The sequence below is a fragment of the Paraburkholderia phytofirmans genome (assembly GCF_046028095.1).
In the GTDB taxonomy this organism is placed as follows: Bacteria; Pseudomonadota; Gammaproteobacteria; order Burkholderiales; family Burkholderiaceae; genus Paraburkholderia; species Paraburkholderia phytofirmans_A.
The window spans coordinates 1-18,617 of the sequence record NZ_JAQQDJ010000023.1 but is presented as its reverse complement, the minus strand read 5'-3'; the positions used below and the strand labels follow the sequence as shown (position 1 = coordinate 18,617).

At 60.1% G+C, this 18,617-nt stretch carries 15 protein-coding genes; 4 read left to right on the top strand and 11 right to left on the bottom strand.

Annotation, left to right across the window (positions count from 1 at the left end):
* Positions 1 to 95: 95 nt before the first annotated feature.
* The 3 genes from PQR54_RS36890 to PQR54_RS36880 all read right to left on the bottom strand — a co-directional run bounded on the left by PQR54_RS36890 (position 96) and on the right by PQR54_RS36880 (position 3,317).
* Entirely contained in the window at positions 96 to 950 is an 855-nt protein-coding gene (locus PQR54_RS36890; protein ID WP_408254675.1) for an amidohydrolase family protein, read from the bottom strand.
* A gap of 127 nt (positions 951 to 1,077) precedes the next feature.
* Entirely contained in the window at positions 1,078 to 2,250 is a 1,173-nt protein-coding gene (locus PQR54_RS36885; RefSeq protein ID WP_408254672.1) for a Bug family tripartite tricarboxylate transporter substrate binding protein, read from the bottom strand.
* Positions 2,251 to 2,345: 95 nt separating this feature from the next.
* Complete coding sequence (locus PQR54_RS36880) at positions 2,346 to 3,317, bottom strand: LysR substrate-binding domain-containing protein (protein ID WP_408254670.1); 972 nt, start codon at positions 3,315 to 3,317, stop codon at positions 2,346 to 2,348.
* A 165-nt stretch (positions 3,318 to 3,482) separates the two neighbouring features.
* On the opposite strand from PQR54_RS36880, the gene PQR54_RS36875 reads away from it, so the two are divergent.
* Complete coding sequence (locus PQR54_RS36875; RefSeq protein WP_408254668.1) at positions 3,483 to 4,499, top strand: ABC transporter substrate-binding protein; 1,017 nt, start codon at positions 3,483 to 3,485, stop codon at positions 4,497 to 4,499.
* 13 nt (positions 4,500 to 4,512) lie between these two features.
* On the opposite strand, the gene PQR54_RS36870 is transcribed toward PQR54_RS36875, so the two are convergent.
* From PQR54_RS36870 to PQR54_RS36860, 3 genes are all read right to left on the bottom strand, one after another.
* Entirely contained in the window at positions 4,513 to 5,649 is a 1,137-nt protein-coding gene (locus PQR54_RS36870) for a porin (RefSeq protein ID WP_408254665.1), read from the bottom strand.
* Between the two features lie 383 nt (positions 5,650 to 6,032).
* Positions 6,033 to 7,199, bottom strand: coding sequence for a lactonase family protein (locus PQR54_RS36865; protein ID WP_408254664.1), 1,167 nt, complete (start codon positions 7,197 to 7,199; stop codon positions 6,033 to 6,035).
* 345 nt (positions 7,200 to 7,544) lie between these two features.
* Positions 7,545 to 8,489, bottom strand: a complete 945-nt coding sequence (locus PQR54_RS36860) for a helix-turn-helix domain-containing protein (protein ID WP_408254661.1) — start codon at positions 8,487 to 8,489, stop codon at positions 7,545 to 7,547.
* A gap of 665 nt (positions 8,490 to 9,154) precedes the next feature.
* Here PQR54_RS36860 and PQR54_RS36855 point away from each other — a divergent pair.
* A complete protein-coding gene (locus PQR54_RS36855) occupies positions 9,155 to 10,162 on the top strand; it encodes a hypothetical protein (protein WP_408254659.1) in 1,008 nt (335 codons plus the stop codon).
* A 178-nt stretch (positions 10,163 to 10,340) separates the two neighbouring features.
* Here the strand turns inward: PQR54_RS36855 and PQR54_RS36850 are convergent, their stop codons facing one another.
* The 5 genes from PQR54_RS36850 to PQR54_RS36830 form a co-directional block, all read right to left on the bottom strand.
* A complete protein-coding gene (locus PQR54_RS36850) occupies positions 10,341 to 12,263 on the bottom strand; it encodes a TolB family protein (protein WP_408254657.1) in 1,923 nt (640 codons plus the stop codon).
* Between the two features lie 186 nt (positions 12,264 to 12,449).
* Positions 12,450 to 13,436 (bottom strand): DODA-type extradiol aromatic ring-opening family dioxygenase, encoded by a 987-nt coding sequence (locus PQR54_RS36845; RefSeq protein WP_408254655.1) that lies wholly within the window; start codon positions 13,434 to 13,436, stop codon positions 12,450 to 12,452.
* A 71-nt stretch (positions 13,437 to 13,507) separates the two neighbouring features.
* Positions 13,508 to 14,788 carry an MFS transporter gene (locus PQR54_RS36840; RefSeq protein ID WP_408254653.1) on the bottom strand — a complete coding sequence of 427 codons (1,281 nt, stop codon included), beginning with the start codon at positions 14,786 to 14,788 and terminating at the stop codon, positions 13,508 to 13,510.
* Between the two features lie 326 nt (positions 14,789 to 15,114).
* A complete protein-coding gene (locus PQR54_RS36835; protein ID WP_408254650.1) occupies positions 15,115 to 16,164 on the bottom strand; it encodes a porin in 1,050 nt (349 codons plus the stop codon).
* A gap of 641 nt (positions 16,165 to 16,805) precedes the next feature.
* Positions 16,806 to 17,726 (bottom strand): LysR family transcriptional regulator, encoded by a 921-nt coding sequence (locus PQR54_RS36830; RefSeq protein WP_408254648.1) that lies wholly within the window; start codon positions 17,724 to 17,726, stop codon positions 16,806 to 16,808.
* A 127-nt stretch (positions 17,727 to 17,853) separates the two neighbouring features.
* Between PQR54_RS36830 and PQR54_RS36825 the strand changes: the two genes are divergently transcribed.
* Positions 17,854 to 18,507 (top strand): DsbA family oxidoreductase, encoded by a 654-nt coding sequence (locus tag PQR54_RS36825; RefSeq protein WP_408254646.1) that lies wholly within the window; start codon positions 17,854 to 17,856, stop codon positions 18,505 to 18,507.
* Positions 18,504 to 18,617: NAD(P)-binding protein (locus PQR54_RS38975; RefSeq protein WP_494478645.1), on the top strand; the 114-nt coding region annotated here is incomplete at its 3' end. The genes PQR54_RS36825 and PQR54_RS38975, both read left to right, overlap by 4 nt.

Here is an 18,617-nt window from a genome sequence, read left to right as displayed (position 1 = left end):
CTCAGTCGGCTCACGCGGTGAGCCAGGAGGGGTCGAAGATTTCAGCGCTGAATCGATTGAAAACGCAGTGCTCACTCTTCGGCGTCGCGTCAGGATCAGTCCGCAAGCGCAGGGTAGAGAACTTTCGCCGTACGGCCCCAGACCCATGCGCGCTCCTCCTCGTCGAGACTTGCGAAACAGGCGTGCCCCTGATCGATCAGCTTCTTCAACGGCCCTGCCGAGGCCGGATAGTTCGAGCCGAAGGCCAGATGATCCGCCCCGAACACCTTCACCAGATGCGGGAAAAACGCGTCCGCTCCGCCCGGTGCCGCCTGCGCAAGATCAAAGGTGCGCGGGGTGATCTTCAGATAGACGTTGTCATACTTCGCCAGCTCGAACAGCGCCGCGCAATTTGCATACGGCGGCCCCTCGGACAGATCGGGTCTCGCGCAATGATCGAGGGCGATCTTCACGGAAGGAAAGCGTTCGGCCAGTTCAGCCACCATCGACAAACCGTCCGGCGTCGTCTGCACGACCATCGTCATGCCGATTTCAGCGCAGCGTGCCCAGATCGGAAAGGTCGCCGGATTGAGCAGCCAGCTGCCGTCGCTCTGGTGAGTGGCGCCGCCGGTGAAAAGCCGGATTCCGCCCATGCCATGCTTCAACCAGTAATCGAAAGTCTCCAATGCGTCGGGGGCCAGCAGGTCGAAGGAATAGACACCCGTGAAGCGCTTCGGATACTGCGCCACACTGTCAGCCACGTAGGCGTTATTGTGACCGTAAGTAGTCGAGGAATGCACGATCGCGGCTTTCGCCACGCCGGCTTCATCCATCTCGGCGATCATCTGTTCGAATGTGACCGGACGCGTGGCGGACCAGTTCGAGCGATGCCCATGCTGAGGCGCGATCGGGTAGCGGACCGTATCCGTCGAGATGATGTGCGGATGGATGTCGATGATTTCGGGTGTCATGTGATTGGACCTCCTGATGGTTTGCTGTCAGTCACCCTGGCGAGGTTCATGACAATCTCATTGCCGGGTTGGAGCCGGCCAGGACCGCTCGATAAGCGGAACGGGCAGCCGCACTCGCCGGCCGCATTCAATGTGAACTGAAGATAAGCTTGCGTGCGCTTTCGAGTTGCGATTCGGGCGTGGCGTACAGCTTGCTGACGATCTGTTCCACGGCGCTTCCATCGATCGCATCGACTGGAAAGCCTGAATGCTTCATTGCCTCGATGAACTCGGGATCCGCGATCGTCTTTGAAAAAGCTTCGCGAAGCGCATTCAGACGATCCGCAGGCACGTCTTTCGGCACGGCGATCGGCCGCCCCGCCTGAAAGGGCAGCAGGAACAGGTTGAAGAGCGCTTTGTCGTCTGGTTTGGTGATGTAGGTACTCAGATTCGGGACATCCGGAAACTCCGGCGGGCTTGTCCAACCTAGATGCAGCAGCACCTTCATCTTCCCGTCAGCGAGCATCCGCACGGGTTCGCCTTGCTGAAGTCCGTCGATGGTCGAGGCCCAGCCGTCAACTTCGCCGCGCTGCATTGCCAGATAAACTTCGCCGCGGCCCGTATAGCCAGGCACGATGCTCATCCTCGCGCCGATGTACTCATCGAGTAAAGCCGGCAACGTTCTGTCTTCATTGGCGTAGCCGGTCGCGCCGATATACATTTTCTTCGTGGTGAGATCGCTCGCCGTCGTCACACCGGATCGGGTCATGGCAACCAGACAATATTCGACCTTGTTCAGACTGCCGAGCCACCTGACTTGCCGCGGATCGAAGCGGTTTTGCCTCGGATCGAGTAGCGGGATATAAAGATTATTGCGTTGCAGGAAGCCGATCACGGTACCGTCATGAGGCTGTCTGGACTGGAGCGAAGCCGCCGCCACCATCCCGCCGGCGCCGACTACGTTCATCACTATCGCCTGCGGATGCCCGGGGATGTACTTGACGAAAAAGCGCGAGAACTGCCGAGCAATGATGTCGGTCGGCGTGCCCGCGTCAGCGCTGACAACCAGAGTCAGCGCTTTGCCGTGATAGAACTTTTCGACAGACGGATCAGGAATTGGCCCGGCAAATGCCGTTGCGGCAAAACTCAACAGCGCCGCGCAAGCGCATATGGCGGTCCTGTAGTTCATAGTCGTCCCTGTCTCCTTGTATTGATCCGCGATCCGCCATCGTGACGCACCGGAGATAGCCTCCGTGGCCCGGATGGATCGCGCTGCCGCCCGCTTATCACTGGACGCAATCAGATTTTGCCAGCGCGTCAAACTGGGTCAATTGAGAAAAACCGCCCAGGGTTTGAGTAAACGGTTAAGGCTCGCGCACGGGCACCGCGCGCGAAGGGAGAGCCCGCTGCTGAGGACTAGTCTTGTCGAAGGATACGGTGGCTGCGCCCCTGCCCCTTCAGTTCGAGAAGCTTGGCGGCCTCTTCGAGGCAAGCAACCATGAGTTGCGCACTGGGCGTCAGCCCGCGGTTGCGATTCCACAGCACGCCCGCCGGGCGCAGCAATCGCGGCAGGCTCAACGGAAGCGTATGAAGCGGCTGCGTGGTCTCGTTGGCGGACGTGTCGGCCATCACGGCAATGCAGTCCGAGACTTGCAAATGCGCGCGCACGACGTGGATGGAGAGTGTTTCGATGTAATTGTTGGTAAGCGGCACATCGTGCGCTTCGAGAGCCCGCTCCAGGGGATCGCGCAGAATCGAACCGGGCGGCGGCAGGATCCACGGATAAGGGTGAAGATCCGACCACGCCAGGGTTTTCCTTCGCGCCAACGGATGTTGACGCCCGGTTACCAGCGTCACGGGCTCTTCGAGAAGCTCCTTTTCCTCGAAGCTGCCTAGCGTGTCGGGCGCCGGCAGGCGGCCCACCACCAGGTCGAGCTGGCCTTGCCAGAGTTCAGGCAACAGCGAGGCTGTGGTGCCCTCGTTCACCACCACGTTGGTGCCAGGCGAACGCTGCTTCAGCAGGCTCAGCGCCTGCGGCAGCAGCACGGAGGCGGAGGCCGGCAACATGCCAATGTGAATCTTGCCTTCGGTCCCGGAACTGAGCGCCTTCAACTCGTCGCGGGCCTGATGCAGTATCGCCAATATCGAGCGCGCGTGCCGGATCAGGCAGTCGCCGTATGGCGTGGGCACCAAGCCTTGTGTGGTGCGTGAAAACAGCGCGAATCCGAGTCCCCGCTCGAGTTCGGCCAGTGACTTGGACACGGCGGGCACGGTCACATGCGTGACTTCGGCGACCTGGCTCAGATTGCGATACGTGTCGATCGTCACGAGCAGGCGCAGCTGCCGCGCCTTCAGGTTGAGCTGCAGGTACCAGTCAAGCTCCGACACGTCACATACCTCTCTTCGGGGTTTTACCAATCCGTTAAGTCTACGGCAATTTTACTCAATCGACTGAAGGGGCAACCCGCAGGCACACTCCGAATGCGCGCGTCGAAGCCGTTCGTCGCCGCACGCCTATAACTCGCTGGTTCAACCAGCGCACGGAGACAGCCGATGCCCCCCACCTTCGACCGCCGCCGCTTCCTGCGCGGCGCCGGCCTGCTCGGGCTGAGCGTTGCCACGAGCGGAATTGCCGCGCCGTTTATTGCGCGGGCCGCCACCACTCGGATTCGGATCGTCAGCAATCCGGGGCTGGAGAACGCCACGCTGAACGCGCTCATGGACGAGCAAGGCTATTTCAGGCAATTCGGCGTCGATGCGGCGATTGTCGAGGTGCCCGGTGTGACCGGCCCCTTCGATGCCATTTCCACTGGAGCCGCGGACCTCTGCATGGTATCCGGCTACAACATGGTGTTATCCCGCATCGCGCAAGGCGCGAGCGTCAAGATCGTCGGCGCCGGTATGAAAAAGTGTGCGCTGACAGTTTTTGCAAGGCCCGCTGCGATAACGACGCTCACCGATCTGAAGGGCAAGACAGTCGCGGTCGGCCCGCGCCTGGGTTTGCTTCACACACTGATGCTGCAACTCATGAAAGAAAAAGGCATCGACGCTTCGCAGGTGAATTTCGTCGACAGAGGCAGCAACGATCAGTGCCATGAGGCGGTTGTCAATGGCGAGGCGCACGCGTGCTGCTCGAGCATCTCGCATCTGAACGACAAAGACGGACTGGTCGTGATCAGCGAGGCCAACATGTGGCAGGCACTGCCCAGATGCATCTTCCAGACTGCTTATGCATCCAATGCCGCGATCAGTGACAAGCACGAAGGCATGGTCGCGGTGATGGCCGCCTATGGCGCGCTCTATGAGTACCTGATGTCGCCGGGCGCTCATGACGCCTTCTTCGAAGCGCGCAGGCGCGCCCACAAGCATTTCGACGCGGCGTCGGCCCAGGCCACCTGGGATTTCAATCAGATGCAAAGGCCCTACTCCAGAGACCTGACGCTTAACGGTAGCGACATCGGCTATCTGCAAGATATGTTCATTGGTCTTGGCAGCCTGAAGCAGAAGCAACCGTTCGCCGCGGTGGCCGACATGTCGGCGGCGAGTGCAGCGGCGAAGCTGAGTGCCTGAATGCGCCACAAAATCAGAACGTATGCCTGATACCCGCGATGATGGAGATCTGCGAGCCGCCGGCCGGCGGCGTCGGGACAGGCGTGATGGTGGTCGCCGAGAGAGCGAGATTGCCGTCGTTATGAATGTGCTCGCCCGTCAGATAAAGGAACGTCCGCTTGGACAGCAGATATTCTCCGCGCAACACGAGCACCAGCGCTTTATTAGGCGAATGGTCGTATTTGAGGTCCGCCACCATGCCGTCGACATAGAAGTACGGCGTCACCGGCACAGTGCCCGTCACCCAGAACAGATTGCTTTTTGGCGTCTTGAGGCCTTCGTCATCGCGCCGGATCCAACCTACGCCGAACTTGGCCTGACTGATCTTGAAGTACCCGCCCAATGTAAACCGGCTGTCCGTGAGCTTGGGTGACGTGAGGCCGCCGAATGTCCCTGACGTGCCGCCATAGTTTCGCTCGTAGGAACTGGCGAGGCCCCAGGTGTGTCCTTCATATTTGGCCATCATGGAGTATTCCCGGCACTGGTTCGAAGGTGACGCTACGCCCGGGCAATTAGCGGCAGCAGCGGTCGCCGGGTCACCGTTGACGGCATCGCGGCCGAAACTGTAGTTCACGCCGGCTTCGAAGTTGCCGAGGAAATAACGGTAGCTGACGGAACTATCAGCCCGCGCATTGGCAATTCCGTTATCGAGCGTGGTGAGGCCCTGGGCGCCGGTTCCGAATGGGTTGATGAAGGAAACCGCATAAAACCGCATGGTGTATTGGCGGCCGAACGTCAAACGGCCGTATTTTCCATCGAGGCCGACATAGGATTGCCGGCCGAACAGGCGACCGCCTTGCCTCGACGTGCCGTTGCCAGGCATAAAGCCGCCTTGCAAGTCAAAGATGGCCTCCACGCCTCCGCCGAGATTTTCGCTGCCGCGAATGCCGAAGTAAGACGTTGCGGTACCGTCTCCTGTGCGATACGCATTGGTCGTAGCATTTTTACCCTTGGCTACGTTGTTGACGTACTCCACGCCTTGATCGATCAAGCCGTATAGCGTGACCGTGCTTGCCTTGGTGGGCGCCACGCCTTCGTCTTCAATCTGCGCCCATGCCGGCGCGGCGCTCATCAATGCGGCACACGCACATAATGCGGTCTTGTAATTCATGGTCTTCACTGTCTCCTGTCGTGCTTCACGAATTGCTCTGGTAGCGAGCCCAGACGGTCACCGCCCGGTGTGAACCACGTTTTTCGTTTGTTTGTAACGCAGTGAAATTTTGACAGCACGCCGCCGCTGGTCCATTGAATAAAACCGCGTTCGGCTTGAGCGAACGGTTAAGGTTTGTCCAGCGCACTGTGTTTGTTGATCTGGAATGTCGACGCAGACTCTGCGCGACAGGCTCTAGGCCGAGGAGATGGGTATCTGACTAGCGCGGCGACAAAGGCCGCTAAGCGACATGCTTCGACCCACGCACACTGCGTCAATCAATAAATCGAGGAGGCAGCCACGCGCATGCCGGCCCTTCGCTAAATCCGTTCACCTGGCTCGCCTCACCGCACAAACGCCAAACTAACCGGCGTTGCCATCTGCACCGACCGCCCCGTATCCGCCACTTCGCCCGAAACCGGATCGATGCTGAACACATTTACCTTGCCGCTGCGTTGATTGGCGACCAGCAACCATTTCCCCGACGGATGAATCGCAAGTGCCCAAGGCTTTTCACCTCCCGAGGGAACGCGCTGAACGAGAGCAAGCCGACCCGAATCCGGACTCACGCGATATACCACGAGAGCATTCTCCGCACGGTTTTCGACGTACGCGAACCGGCCGTCACGACTAAGCGCGATCTCGGCACCGCTCTTCACACCCTGAAGTCCCGGACTGGTTATCGACACCGTTTGCACAGTCGTCAAACGCCCTTGCGACGCGTCCCAACGCAAGACCAAGACGTCCGCGCTCAATTCGGTCAGCAGATAGACGAATTGTCCATCCGCACCAAACGCAAGATGCCGTGGACCGCTGCCCGGCGGCGCAACGAAAGCGTGCGACACCGCGGCATCATCCGGTGACAACGCGTGGGTGGCGCGGTCGAATGGATAGACGAAGACGCGGTCCGCGCCCAGGTCTGGCACCAATGCGTATTTTCCCGAAGAGTCCACCACGGCGCTGTGCGCATGCGCGCCAGCTTGACGCCGGTTCGGTCCGGAGCCGGTTTCCTTGACCGTCGACCCAAGCGCGCCCAGGCTGCCGTCCTGATTCACCGCGATGGTCGATACCGAGCCGCCGCCGTAGTTGGCGGCGAAGAGCGTCATGGAAGGAATGTCCAGATACAGATTGGTGGTTCCGCTGCCTTGCGTCGCCACTTCGTCGATGCGTGTGAGCGCGCCGTTGTTGCGATTCACCGCAAAGGCGGTGACGCTGCCCTCGCGGGCGTTGTCGTCGTCCACGGAATAGAGGACCGGGAGTTCGGGATGCGCGGCCACCCAGGTGGCATTCAGGCCTTGCGCGACCTGGCCGATCATCGTCAGTTTGCCCGTGGCGGGTTCGAAGCGCAGCGCCTGAATCTGGCGCTCCTGCGTGCCCACATACACCAGGTCCGTATGGTCCTGATTCGAAGACGCCACCGTGGTACCGCTCGTTGTACTACTGCACGCCCCGACCAGCGCGCACGCCGACATCGTCGCGGCCAATGCCGCGATCACGCCATAGCGTCTCAATCTGCTTCTCTGCCAGAGCTGAGTCATTGTCGATTGATTGAAGACCTGCGAGCGCGCCAACGCCCCGGTCTGTCTCCATGTTATAGATGTGCCGCGCGTGGGCGGCCTTGTGCTCTTCCCCGTCACACCCAAACATCACGCACCATCGAACGTGTTGGACAGGTACATCAAGCGTAGTCGATTCGCCACCGCCGGTCCCTGCACAAAAATCCTGTTCGCTGGGACTTTTTTTCCAAGCGCTCTCACAGTCACGCTACGCGCGCCGGAACCGTCGGCCTTCTGGCAAGGCAACCTGGATACGAGGCGATCGGGACGAATGGGCGCGATGACGAACCGCACCGGCAGCTACGAACCGGACTTGCGTTGCGGCGGTTGCTGTCGCGCCGCGACGCGAAACTGGCTCGGTGCCTGGCCCACCTCACGGCGGAAAAAGCGCGTGAAATAAGCCGCGTCTGTGAAGCCGAGCCCGAAAGCGATCTGCTCCACCGACATGTCGCCGAAAATAAGATTGCGCTTGGCCTCGGTAATGATCCGTGCGTGAATCATCTTGGTGGGACTCTGCTCCGAGGCCGATGCACACGCCGCGCGCAACTGCACCAGAGACACCGCCATCATCGACGCGTAATCCTGCAATGGCAGGTTCTCGCGGAAATGCTCGTCGATCAGCTTGCGGAACCGGTCCACCTGGCGGACATCGTTACGCGAAGCGCTTTCGTTCACACCCTGGTCGAAGCGGGTTTCCCGCACCAGCGTCAGGAGGATGGTCGTCAAAAGAGCTTCCGTGGCGACCACGTGGCCCACCGCGTCGGACTCGACTTCCTGCTTGAGGCTCTTGATCAGCTTATGGAATTCGACGCCCCCTTCCGTCGAATAAACGAGAGGGATCACACGCGGCGACGCCCACAGCGAGATGAACTCGCGCAACTTCGCGTTGACCTGCGCGAGATAGGAGACCTCGATCGTCACGACCCAGCGGTCGGCGTCGAGTTCGTAATCGAGGCCATGTACGCATTCGGTGGGCAATAGCAGCGCGCACGGTCCTTCGAACGGCACACTGCTGCCTTCCAGATTCATCATGCCGCGCCCGTTGCGAACGAAGATCACCTGGCCGTAGGTGGGATGCGCATGTGGCTCGGTGCGCCAGCGACCGCGGTCGGTTACGTGCCCGACGTGTACGAACCAGTTGTCGGATTCAGGGTGGTCTCCGTACAGACGAACCTTGGGAACGCTGGTCAGCTTTGCTTTCCCAACCGATTTCGCCTGATGCCTGGCAGCGGCACTGTGTGTCATTGTCGTCTCCTCGCGGCTGCATCGAATCCGTGCGGCCGCTGCGTCACGGTGATGCGCTCCTCACACGCATCATCTTAACGTTGCCGATGAGTCGCGGAAACAGCCAAAATTTTCCGTACATTTCCTCGACCGGTGAAGTGCGACATCCAGGCGGCAGGGCGTGTTCGTGCCGACGCCAATGCCGGCGGGGCATGCAAGCGGTGAACACGCTGACGATCGCACGGCGCTCATCAGCACGCGGGGCCGCCGCAATACCGGTATACCCTGTGCCGTTGCGCGCAAATTGCCTACATTTCTCTCAACGAAAAATGCCAGCGAATCTACTTTTTGTGTAGAGGCATACCGCCTGGCATCCCATACCATCTTCACGACCGCAATAAGAAATCTGCATTGGATCGCCCGGTGCAGCACAGCAGACATTGCGGTCGATTCAAGAGTCGAATAACGACCGCGCACGCCATCAGCATAAAGCCAATCTGGACGCAGACATGCACACCACCTTGATCGGGCGCATCGCGCCGGGCCAGGTCGCGTCCTGGCCCGTTCCTGCATGAGTGCGCGGCCGAGTCTTTTGACTATCACGCCCCCGATCATTTCATTTCGCTATTCGTCACGCGGGGAATGAAACAGCAACGGGCAAACAAAAAAATCATATGGACGGAGACATGAGAAAAGTATCGGTAGCATTGTGCAAGCCGCTGCTCGGCGCGGCCCTCTTCTGCTGTTTGAGCGAAACGAGTCACGCCGAGGTGTACACGGCACCGAGTGAATCGGCGCCGACGACGGGACAGCAATTGCAGCCCTCACCCTCGCAGTCGAACCAGACGGTTCCTTCGAATCGCACTGCGCCGCTCACCGCGCCGGATCTGAAGTCGGCGGAACAGATCGGCGCGCCGCCGGTGTCGTGGAACGACACGTATATCGGCTATCGCTACGGCCAGAATTTCCGCTACCCCGGCGTGCCCGACAAGGTGACGCAAAACATCGGCTCCCTCACGACGATCGGCGGCTTCCGGTTCGGCAGCTATGCATTCAACGTCGACTATCTCGTCTCGAACTCCGCCAATCCGGAGGCGGGCGGTCCCTCCTCGGGCGGCGCGCAGGAAGTGTATAGCGTGGGCCGTGTCGAGTTGAGCGCCGGCAAGATTCTCGGACGCCAGGTGGGCCTCGGCATCATCCGTGACGTCGGCCTGACCGGCGGCTTTGAATTCGGCACCAAGAACGACGCCTACGCCGAGCGAGCGCGCATGTTCGTGCTGGGCCCGACCATCGAATTCGCCCTGCCGCGCGGCTTCCTGAACCTGACCGCGGGGCTGCGCACCGAAAGCAACCACAACGGCATCATGGGCGTGGACGTGCACTTCAACACCGCGTGGCACATCGAAAGCTCGTGGCTATTTCCGTTCCGCGTGGGGCCGGTGCCGATGGTGGTGCGCGGTTTCGCGAGCCTGACCGGTCCCAAGGGCAAGGACGGTTTCGGCGTTCAAACGACCACGGAATTCCTGACGCGCGTTTCGCTGCTCGCTGACCTGGGTTCGTTCATCAATCATCCGCGCGCGGTGTATGCGGGAGTCGGATACGAATACTGGCATCACATGTACGGCACGCCGGCCAGCGAAACTGTGAGCACGAACACTTCAGTACCCATGCTGATGGCCGAAATTCACTTTTGATCGCTAGCCGTAGCGAATGCAACAATACGCGACCCGTGGAGCGGGTTGCGTATTTCCCTCTGGAAATCGAATCAATCCCGGTATCAATAGAACAGCACCACCGCAGGCGAAACAACCAGGCCAAGGAAAAGCCCCGCCGGCTGAAAACCGGCGGGGCCAAAGTCCAGCAACAACGTCTTTATTGCGCCGCTGGCACATACAACGGCATAGCTTCCTCCCACAGCGTATCCGTGACAGCATGCGGGTCGCTTCCATCAGCATTCATCACCCAGTTCTGTCCATCGGGCTGGAAGCTGTTGTCGTAGAGCGCCAGTTCATCGCGGAATCCGTACGTCCCCGAGCTATAGCCAATCTGTCCGTCGTAAGTCCACACAGCGTGCCCCTGGTTGGAGCCGTCCGAGGTCAATCTCGTCAGCCCGGTTCCATCAGGCTTGATCGTGAACACGTCGTAGTTGAACCTGTTCGGATCGGCGGGATCCACAATCTTCCGCGTGAACACGATCTTTGTCCCGTCCGGCGACCAGCTGGGCAGGTTGTCAGGCTCCGTGGTCAACGTCGTCGTCTGACGCGTATCCAGATCCAGAATCCGCAGACCCTGCACCGTTTGACTCCACACGCGATAAACCAGCTTCCTGCCATCCGGTGAATAGCTCGGATACCCCGCATTTATCGAGCCGTCCGTCAGCACTTCGGGATGACCATTCATACTGCCGTCCGCCTTGATCCGCACAATCCGGCCTTCACCCGCACCGCGCGTGAAGAACCAGTCGCCCACGCCGAACGCCACCCATTCACGATCCGGCGACCACGTCGGTTGAAACGCACCGGCCAGCCCCTGCTTGATCTTGACCGGGTCCAGGCCGCTCGTTGCCGGGTCGTAAATGCGTGTGTAGCCCGTGAAATCCGGGTTAATGATCGCGATCGACGAATTGACCGCCTTCTCCGTGTACACGAGCTTCTTGCGATCTGGCGAAAGCTGCGGGAACACATCGATATAGGTGTATTTCCAGTCGGGATCGAAGCTGAACAGCGGTGTGCCGTTCGTATGCGCCGGACGCATGGTGATCTTCTCGTACACCATCTTGCTGCCGTCCGTCGAATAACGCGGCGAGCGAATGCCGGAGTTCGCCGTCGAACGGAATGCGCCGGCCGTCGAGTAGATCCCTTCCGTCTCGCCACCCTTCACGTGATACGCCACGGTGGTGTCGTTCAGATACTGCGGGAACACCTTGAAACCGGGCGTCGACGTCCACGTCTTGCGTTCGAGATCCGACAGGTCCACCGAGACGATCTGCGAGCTCACCTTGTTGATCAACTCGGGCCGATGCGCACCCCATGTCGATTCCACCGGCGTCTCATAGCACACCACATGTTTGCCGTCCGGCGCCCATGACGGCGACCCTTCGTCGAATCCCGGCTTGCTGGCGATCTTCTTCCAGCCGGAGCCGTCCGGCTTGATCAGGTAGATGCTGCTTTCCTGCGTGCGCTCCCAACCCACCGGCAAATTGTGACCGCGCCAGTCCGAACCGATATCGGAGGAAATCGCCAGCCACTTGCCATCGGGCGACCATGACGGACGGAAATAGCTGTGCGGTTTGCTCGGATCGAATTTCAACGCGCCCGTGACGTTTTTTAGCGCACCCGTCTGGATGTTCAGCGTCCAGACGTTGGTCGTGCCAAAGTCGTGTTCGCCGCGGCGCGATGAAACGAAAGCGATAAGGTCGGGATTGGTCGGCGAAATCACGGCGGCGTCATCGACCGCGATGTGATTGGTCAGTTGTTGCAGACCGGTGCCGTCCACTTTCACGCGATACAGGTTCGACTCGCCCAAACCGTCGCGCTCCGATGTGAAGACAATCCACTGGCCATCCTTGGAGAACGACGCGTGATAGTCGAAACCCGGTGTCGACAGCAACTTGTGCTCGTCCGAACCGTCCGCATTCGCGACATACAGTTCGGACGTCACCGGACCCACGCGGTTCAGCAGCATCGTACCGCTCGAACCGGGTGTCGCGGCCCCTGCCCCCGTGGCAATCAGAACCCACGCGCTGCCAATCGCCGTATTGGCCAGGAGCTGCTTCAATGATGGTGAGAAATGCACAGGGTATTGCCTCCATTAATTATGCGCGGGTGAACGGGACAATCCGTTCACCCGCTTTATGCGCCGCCTTTATCGTGTTGATGGCCGACCGCTTGTTCACTTTGTAAAACGCCGCGATCAGGCGTGTGTCGCTCATGATCTTTCTCTCTCATCGATCGAGACGATTATCGGCGACGCGAAGCCGGCTCAGTCTTCCGCTTTCCAGTACATGAAGCCCATCCCCTCGCCGGTGCCGGCGGGAGTGCGCCAGCACGGCACGTAGTCCACCAGCGTCATTTCGGCGCCGGTTTCCTGCACCGCTTTCATCACGCTGACGTAGAGTTTGATTTCGGACGTGCCCGACTGATACGAACGATCGTCTACTGCGGCAAGGCCTTCGTAGTCGTAGTCGGCGAGCATCTGCATGATGCTGTGGTCGAATTCCTCGTCGTTCACGAAGTGCGACAGACCGCCCGAGGCGAAGATGCCTACCCGCACGTCGTCGGGCCATGCGTTCAGTGCATCGCGCAGCACGCGGCCGAACTCGATACAACGCGCCATGGACGGTTGCGTCGGCGGATAGAAGCAGTTCATGATGACCGGCACATGCGGCGGCGGGTTGTCGCCCATGATCTGGTGGTACACGAAGCTATATGCGTGCGGCACCACGGGATACGCCGGCAACGGCTTCATCCACACGTTGTCAGGCCACGCGAACAGATCGGTCAGATCGAAGTTCTCGCGCTGGAAGTGCTCGATCAGATACGTAGCCAACTTCGGATGGCACTCGTGCGTGACGTGATGATCCGGCGCGTACACCGAACGTTGCGGCGGACCGTTGTGCACTTTTTCGCCCGTGTAGATCGCGATGGACGGCGAGAAATCGGTGAAGATTTCCTTCTGGTCCTTGCCGAGAATGATCGCGACGTCGACCTTCGCCGCGCGATACGCTTCGGCCATCCTGTCGAGCGCGGCGCGGCAGCGTGCGGCGCGAGCGGTGCGTTCCTCGATCGTGAGGAATTTCTCGAACGCGGCTTCGCGATGCGCTTCCAGCTCGGGGTACGTCCAGGTCCGATTGCGGTACCACAACTCCGGATTGTTACGGTCGCGCTCACCGTTCTTCAGCCAGTCTTCCGGTGCTTGACCCAGCATGCCGCTGTGCGGCACAGCCATGCCGAATACGATCTTCGCCATTTACGAGTTCTCAGTGAATTAATGTGTTCGACGAGGCCGTCGATCCCTGTGTTGCGGCCCCGCCATCATGTCTAGGCTTCTTGCAGCGAACCGTGTATGTCGTTCACTTTTGGCGCCCATTCGGGACGAAACAGGAACATCGTGGTCAATGCGCCGATCACCAGGAAGACGAGGATCACGAGCATCGGCAAGTTGTAATTGCCGCTGATATGCAGCAGCCAACCTGACAGACTCGCTGCCACGCCGCCCGCCAGACTCGTCGCCACCTGCTGCACGCCGGTGACGAGCCCGATAGCCTGCCTGGGAATCAGCGTCAGACGCGACAGCACGAGGTTGTTCGCGGTGGTGAGGCCAAGCAGCGAAAGCGACAACACGTTCCAGAACAGCGCCATTTCAAGCGTGTGGGCATACGCGCCGAGCAGCACCGTGCAACCGCCCACGAACCCCGCGATCGTGAAAATCTTGCGCACCAGGATGGCATTGCCGCCCCGCGCGATGATCCGATCTGCTGCCCATCCCGCCAGCGCCGCGACGATCGCGATTCCGGCAAAACTGAAGAACGTGTACAGACCCGAACGCGTGATCGATAGACCCCGTTGCTCCACCAGGTAAGCGGGCATCCACGTCATGCAGAAGAACGTGAAGTAGCCATAGCAGAAGTTGGTGATCATGCCGCCCCATACGACCGGACTCGCCAGGATGCTGCCGAGCGTCACCGTGCGGGCGCTGCGGTTGGCGATGCCGAGTTGCGCTTTCGTCGGCAAGTCGTTGCGCACCAGCAGCAACCACGGTGCAAGCCAGACGAGTCCGACCAGACCCGTCGCGATGAACATCACCTGCCACGAATAGTTGACGATGAACCATGCGCCGACCGGCGCGCCCAGCGCGGGTCCGAACTTGTTGCCCATCGCCAGGATGCCGACCGCAAGGCCGTTGCGGCTTTCGTCGAAGTTGTTGCGGATCCAGCGATAGCTCGCCGGAATCACGATCGCTTCCGCCATGCCGATGATCAGACGCATCGCCACCAGGCTCGCAAGCGCCGTCACAGCACCCATCAACGCTGTGGCGAGACACCACAGCGCGAAGCTGATCGCATACGGCCATTTCACGCCATAGCGGTCCGCCACCCAGCCCATCGGCACCTGAAACAATCCATACGACCAGAAGAAGGCCGCGTTGATCCAGCCGCGATCCACGCTGGTCAGCGCGAAATGCCGAACAAAGCCTGGGTCCGCCAGCGTCGACGAAATGCTGGTGCGATCGACAAATGAGATCAACACACCAACCGCAAGGAGCGCGAGCACCGCCCAGCGGCTCGCGATTCCGGCGCCTGCAGGTTTGTTTGTCTCCATCTGTTTGTTTCTCTTTAGTTGAGTTGAATTCCGCGATGCAACCTCAGGCCAGAACCGGATACAGAATCTGCGCGGCTGCGCTGCTCTTATTTGCCGAGTGCCTGCCGCGTGCAACATCCTCTCCTGTTTATGGCCGTCGCCGGCGACCGGGTCACGACCCTGGCGCCGGCGGCTTGTCTCGATGGGTCAAGAATATGGGAGGATGGGACGCGCGTCCCTACACAAAACTCAGATTCAATGGCACTTTTTTGGCGACCGTCCACGTTAGATCGAAATACCCGGGCGCCACGTCTGGACAACGCCGGGCCGGCGCCTCTGCCGTGGCCTCAGAACTTGTGCACCAGGCCGACACCGATGCCACGCGTGTCAGTACCGGGAGTGACTGGAAGACCCGAATACGCGGTGCCGGAGAGCGTGTATTTGGCCTGATTTCTATTCTGAATAAAACCGGCGGCCGTATAGAGTTCGGTCGACTTGGACAGAGCGTATTCGTAAAGCAGGCCCAACTGCTGCGCATTGTTGCTCGCTCCGGTACGGTCGTGCACGTAGCCGTACATCAGCGAAACGAGGGCAAATGGCGATAACTGATACGAGTCTGAGATCTGGTAGACATCGTGCTGCATGTATTTCGGCGTATTAGTCAGGTTTTCCGTGTGATAGGCGAGCCAGATGCGGTTGGCCCCGATCGCATACGAAGCACCCGCATTGAACACGCTAAATACCGCACCAGAACCCGCCGCGGCACCGCCCGTCAGCGCATAGCTGCCACCCGCTCCAACGCCTGGTTCGTCTCCTCGTTCGTAGCCGGCCGCCACATTCAACGGGCCGTTGATGTACTGAAAGACAACGTTGTAAAACCCTATTCCATTACCCGAGCCGGTCGCCGAGTCGCGCAATGCCACCATGAATTTTGCGTTCAGCCCGCCAAATGTGGGTGTGTAATAGGAAATGGCATTGTTCGCACGGATGATCAGGCCGTTGAAATTATTCATGGGCGACGCAATGCTTTTGACCCAGGACGGATCCATTGCGGCCTGGAGCACATCGTATTGCGGCGAGTTTTGCAAACCGAAACGGACTTCGCCGAAACCACCGGACATGCCGACAAACGCCAGACGGTTGAAGGCCTTGGTCGGGTCCGTCGCAGCCCCCGTCTGACCGGAGAAGGCTTGCTCCAACTGGAAATTGACGTGCAGGCCACCGCCGATATCCTCGCTGCCCTTAAGCCCGTAGCGAGTCGCGAAGAGCCCGCCGGGTACCGCGCGGATTGCCGAATTGCTACCGCCCGAACTCTGGTAGACGAAGCCGTTGTCGAGCACGCCATAGAGCGTGACCGTCGACTGCGCGAGCGCGGGGGAAGCGGACGCGCAGGACAAGACTGCGCCGGATGCGAGAGTAACCAGTCTCTTCATGCAGGATCTCCATTTTTATTCGCATCGGAATGCCGATGCTTTTATTGATATTTGTTGAAACGATTTAGCTAAATGAAGTGTCTTGTACTAAATCGATCGGACGTGCCGATACACCGGGATATGCCGCGGTCTTATGAATGGAGCGTCGGTTGCGATACAACCGTTGGGTTGTTGTCTGCCGGATTTCGAGTCGGCAACGGCGGTGAAAGCTAACAGCCTTAGTTAGTTTTGCTGCTCAATCTGATCTCCTTTGGTTGATCGGATTTCCCGCGTGCTCGATGTCGCTTTCGGCGAAACACGTATCGAACATCACTCGGCAAGGTTAATTGCGCGGGCGACGACCGGTCCATGGATAAAACTTAGATTGGTTGGCATTTTTGTGCTTGCTGCCGGACGGGGTAAACCAGTATCGAGTCGTGCGTGGGCTGCGAAGCTCATCGGATGGTCCATGATCGATCATGGACTCCTCACTGTCTGGGCACGCGCGATAGACAGCGGCTGGTTGACAGTTTCAGGCCCAGGACAATCAGTATGGCCTACGACCGAAATAGACCGAACGACGCACTTAATCGTGCGACGCGTCTAGTCACGTCACGCTACGCGGGTCAACCTTCCAGCGAAGCGTGCAGTCGCGCCTCGAGAAATTGAACGAATGCGCGCACTTTGCTGGAGTGGCGGCGATTAGGTAAATACGCGGCGTAGACGACGGCATCGCCTTGATGAGGGTTGGCATCGAAATCGTCGAACATCCGCATCAGACGTCCGGCGCGAATCTCGGGCGCGACCTGCCATTCGGGCAGCAACGCGATACCGCGTCCGGCAATCACGGACTCGAGCAGGATGTCGAGATTGTTCGACAACAGATGGCCGCGTATATCGACGCGCAGTTGTGCGTCCTCACGCAGGAAGGTCCACACCTGATGCGAGCGATAGCTGCCGCCATACGCGAAGCGCAGGCACTCGTGGCCGCCGAGTTCCTGCGGTGTCGACGGCGTGCCGTTGCGTTCGAGGTAGTCATGGCTCGCCACCACGTAGCGGGGATTGTCCGCCAGCTTTTTGACGATCAGATTCGCGTCGCGATCGACAAGGCCGATGCGGATCGCGACATCGATGCGGTCGAGCGCGAGATCGGCAAAGTGATCGGCGACAACCACGTCGAGAAACACCCGCGGATTGTCGGAGAGGAAAGCCGCGAGGTGCGGCGCGAGACGCAAGCGGCTGTACGTGGACGGCACCGAAATTCTGAGCGCGCCGACCGGCGACGCGCCACTGTCGAACACGCTCTCGTCGGCTTCGGCGAGATCGTCGAGCACCTTGGCGACCTGCTCGACGTAAGCAATGCCGGCGTCCGTAAGGCTGACCTTGCGCGGTGTGCGGGTCAGCAACGCGGTGCCCAGGGAGGCCTCCAGCGAGTCCATCAGACGCGTGACCGAGGAGGTGGCCACGCCGAGGCGCTGCGCGGCCTTTGAAAAGCCGCCCGCGTCAGCCACTTCCAGCAATGTTTTCACGGCGAGGAATTTGTCCATGACCGGCCCCATCCACAGTTTGCACAGTTTGGTTGCGTATAGCGCAACACGGGTTTGCATTTTATCCCAATTCACCAACCATAACGCAACATATAAGCTGCGTGCATTACCTAATGGGAGTTACGAGATGCAAGCCATTCAGGTCGAAGTCAATTACGACTTCATTTGTCCGTGGTGCTGGATCGGCCAACGCAATCTCGCTGCGGCGCTCGCGCAAGGCGATGCCGGCGCAGCTGTCTCGATCCGCTACGTGCCGTTCGAGTTGAATCCGGCGATGCCGGCTGAAGGGATGGACCGGCGCGCCTACCGCACGCAGAAGTTCGGCAGCTGGGCACGCTCGCAAAGCATGGATGCGCAGGTGACCGCGGCGGGTCTCGCGGCCGGCGCGCAGTTCGATTACGACAAGGTGTTGCGCACGCCGAACACCCGTCTCGCGCATCGCCTGATGCACTTCGCGCAACAGCGCAACGAACCGCACAGGACCGCCGCGTTGTATCAGGCGCTCTACGCCGCCTACTTCGCTGAAGGCCGCGACATCGGCTTGCTCGAGACACTGGTGGACATCGCTGCCGAACACGCTTTCGACGCAAACGAAGTGCGCGCGTATCTGCTCTCCTCGGCCGGCAATCAGGAAGTCGAAGCAGCGCGCGACCGCGCGGACAAGCTCGGCGTTCAGGCCGTGCCGACCATCCTGATCGATGGCCGCGCGATCAGCGGCGCGCAGCCGCCCGTGGTCTTCACTAACGCCCTGCGTTCGGCAGGGCAAAGGAAAGCAGCATGAAATCGCTCGAGAAACCGCGCGCTGTCGTGATCGGCGGGTCGCTCGGCGGCTTGCTCACAGCGAATACGTTGCGCGCGGCGGGCTGGGAGGTCGACGTATTCGAGACCTCC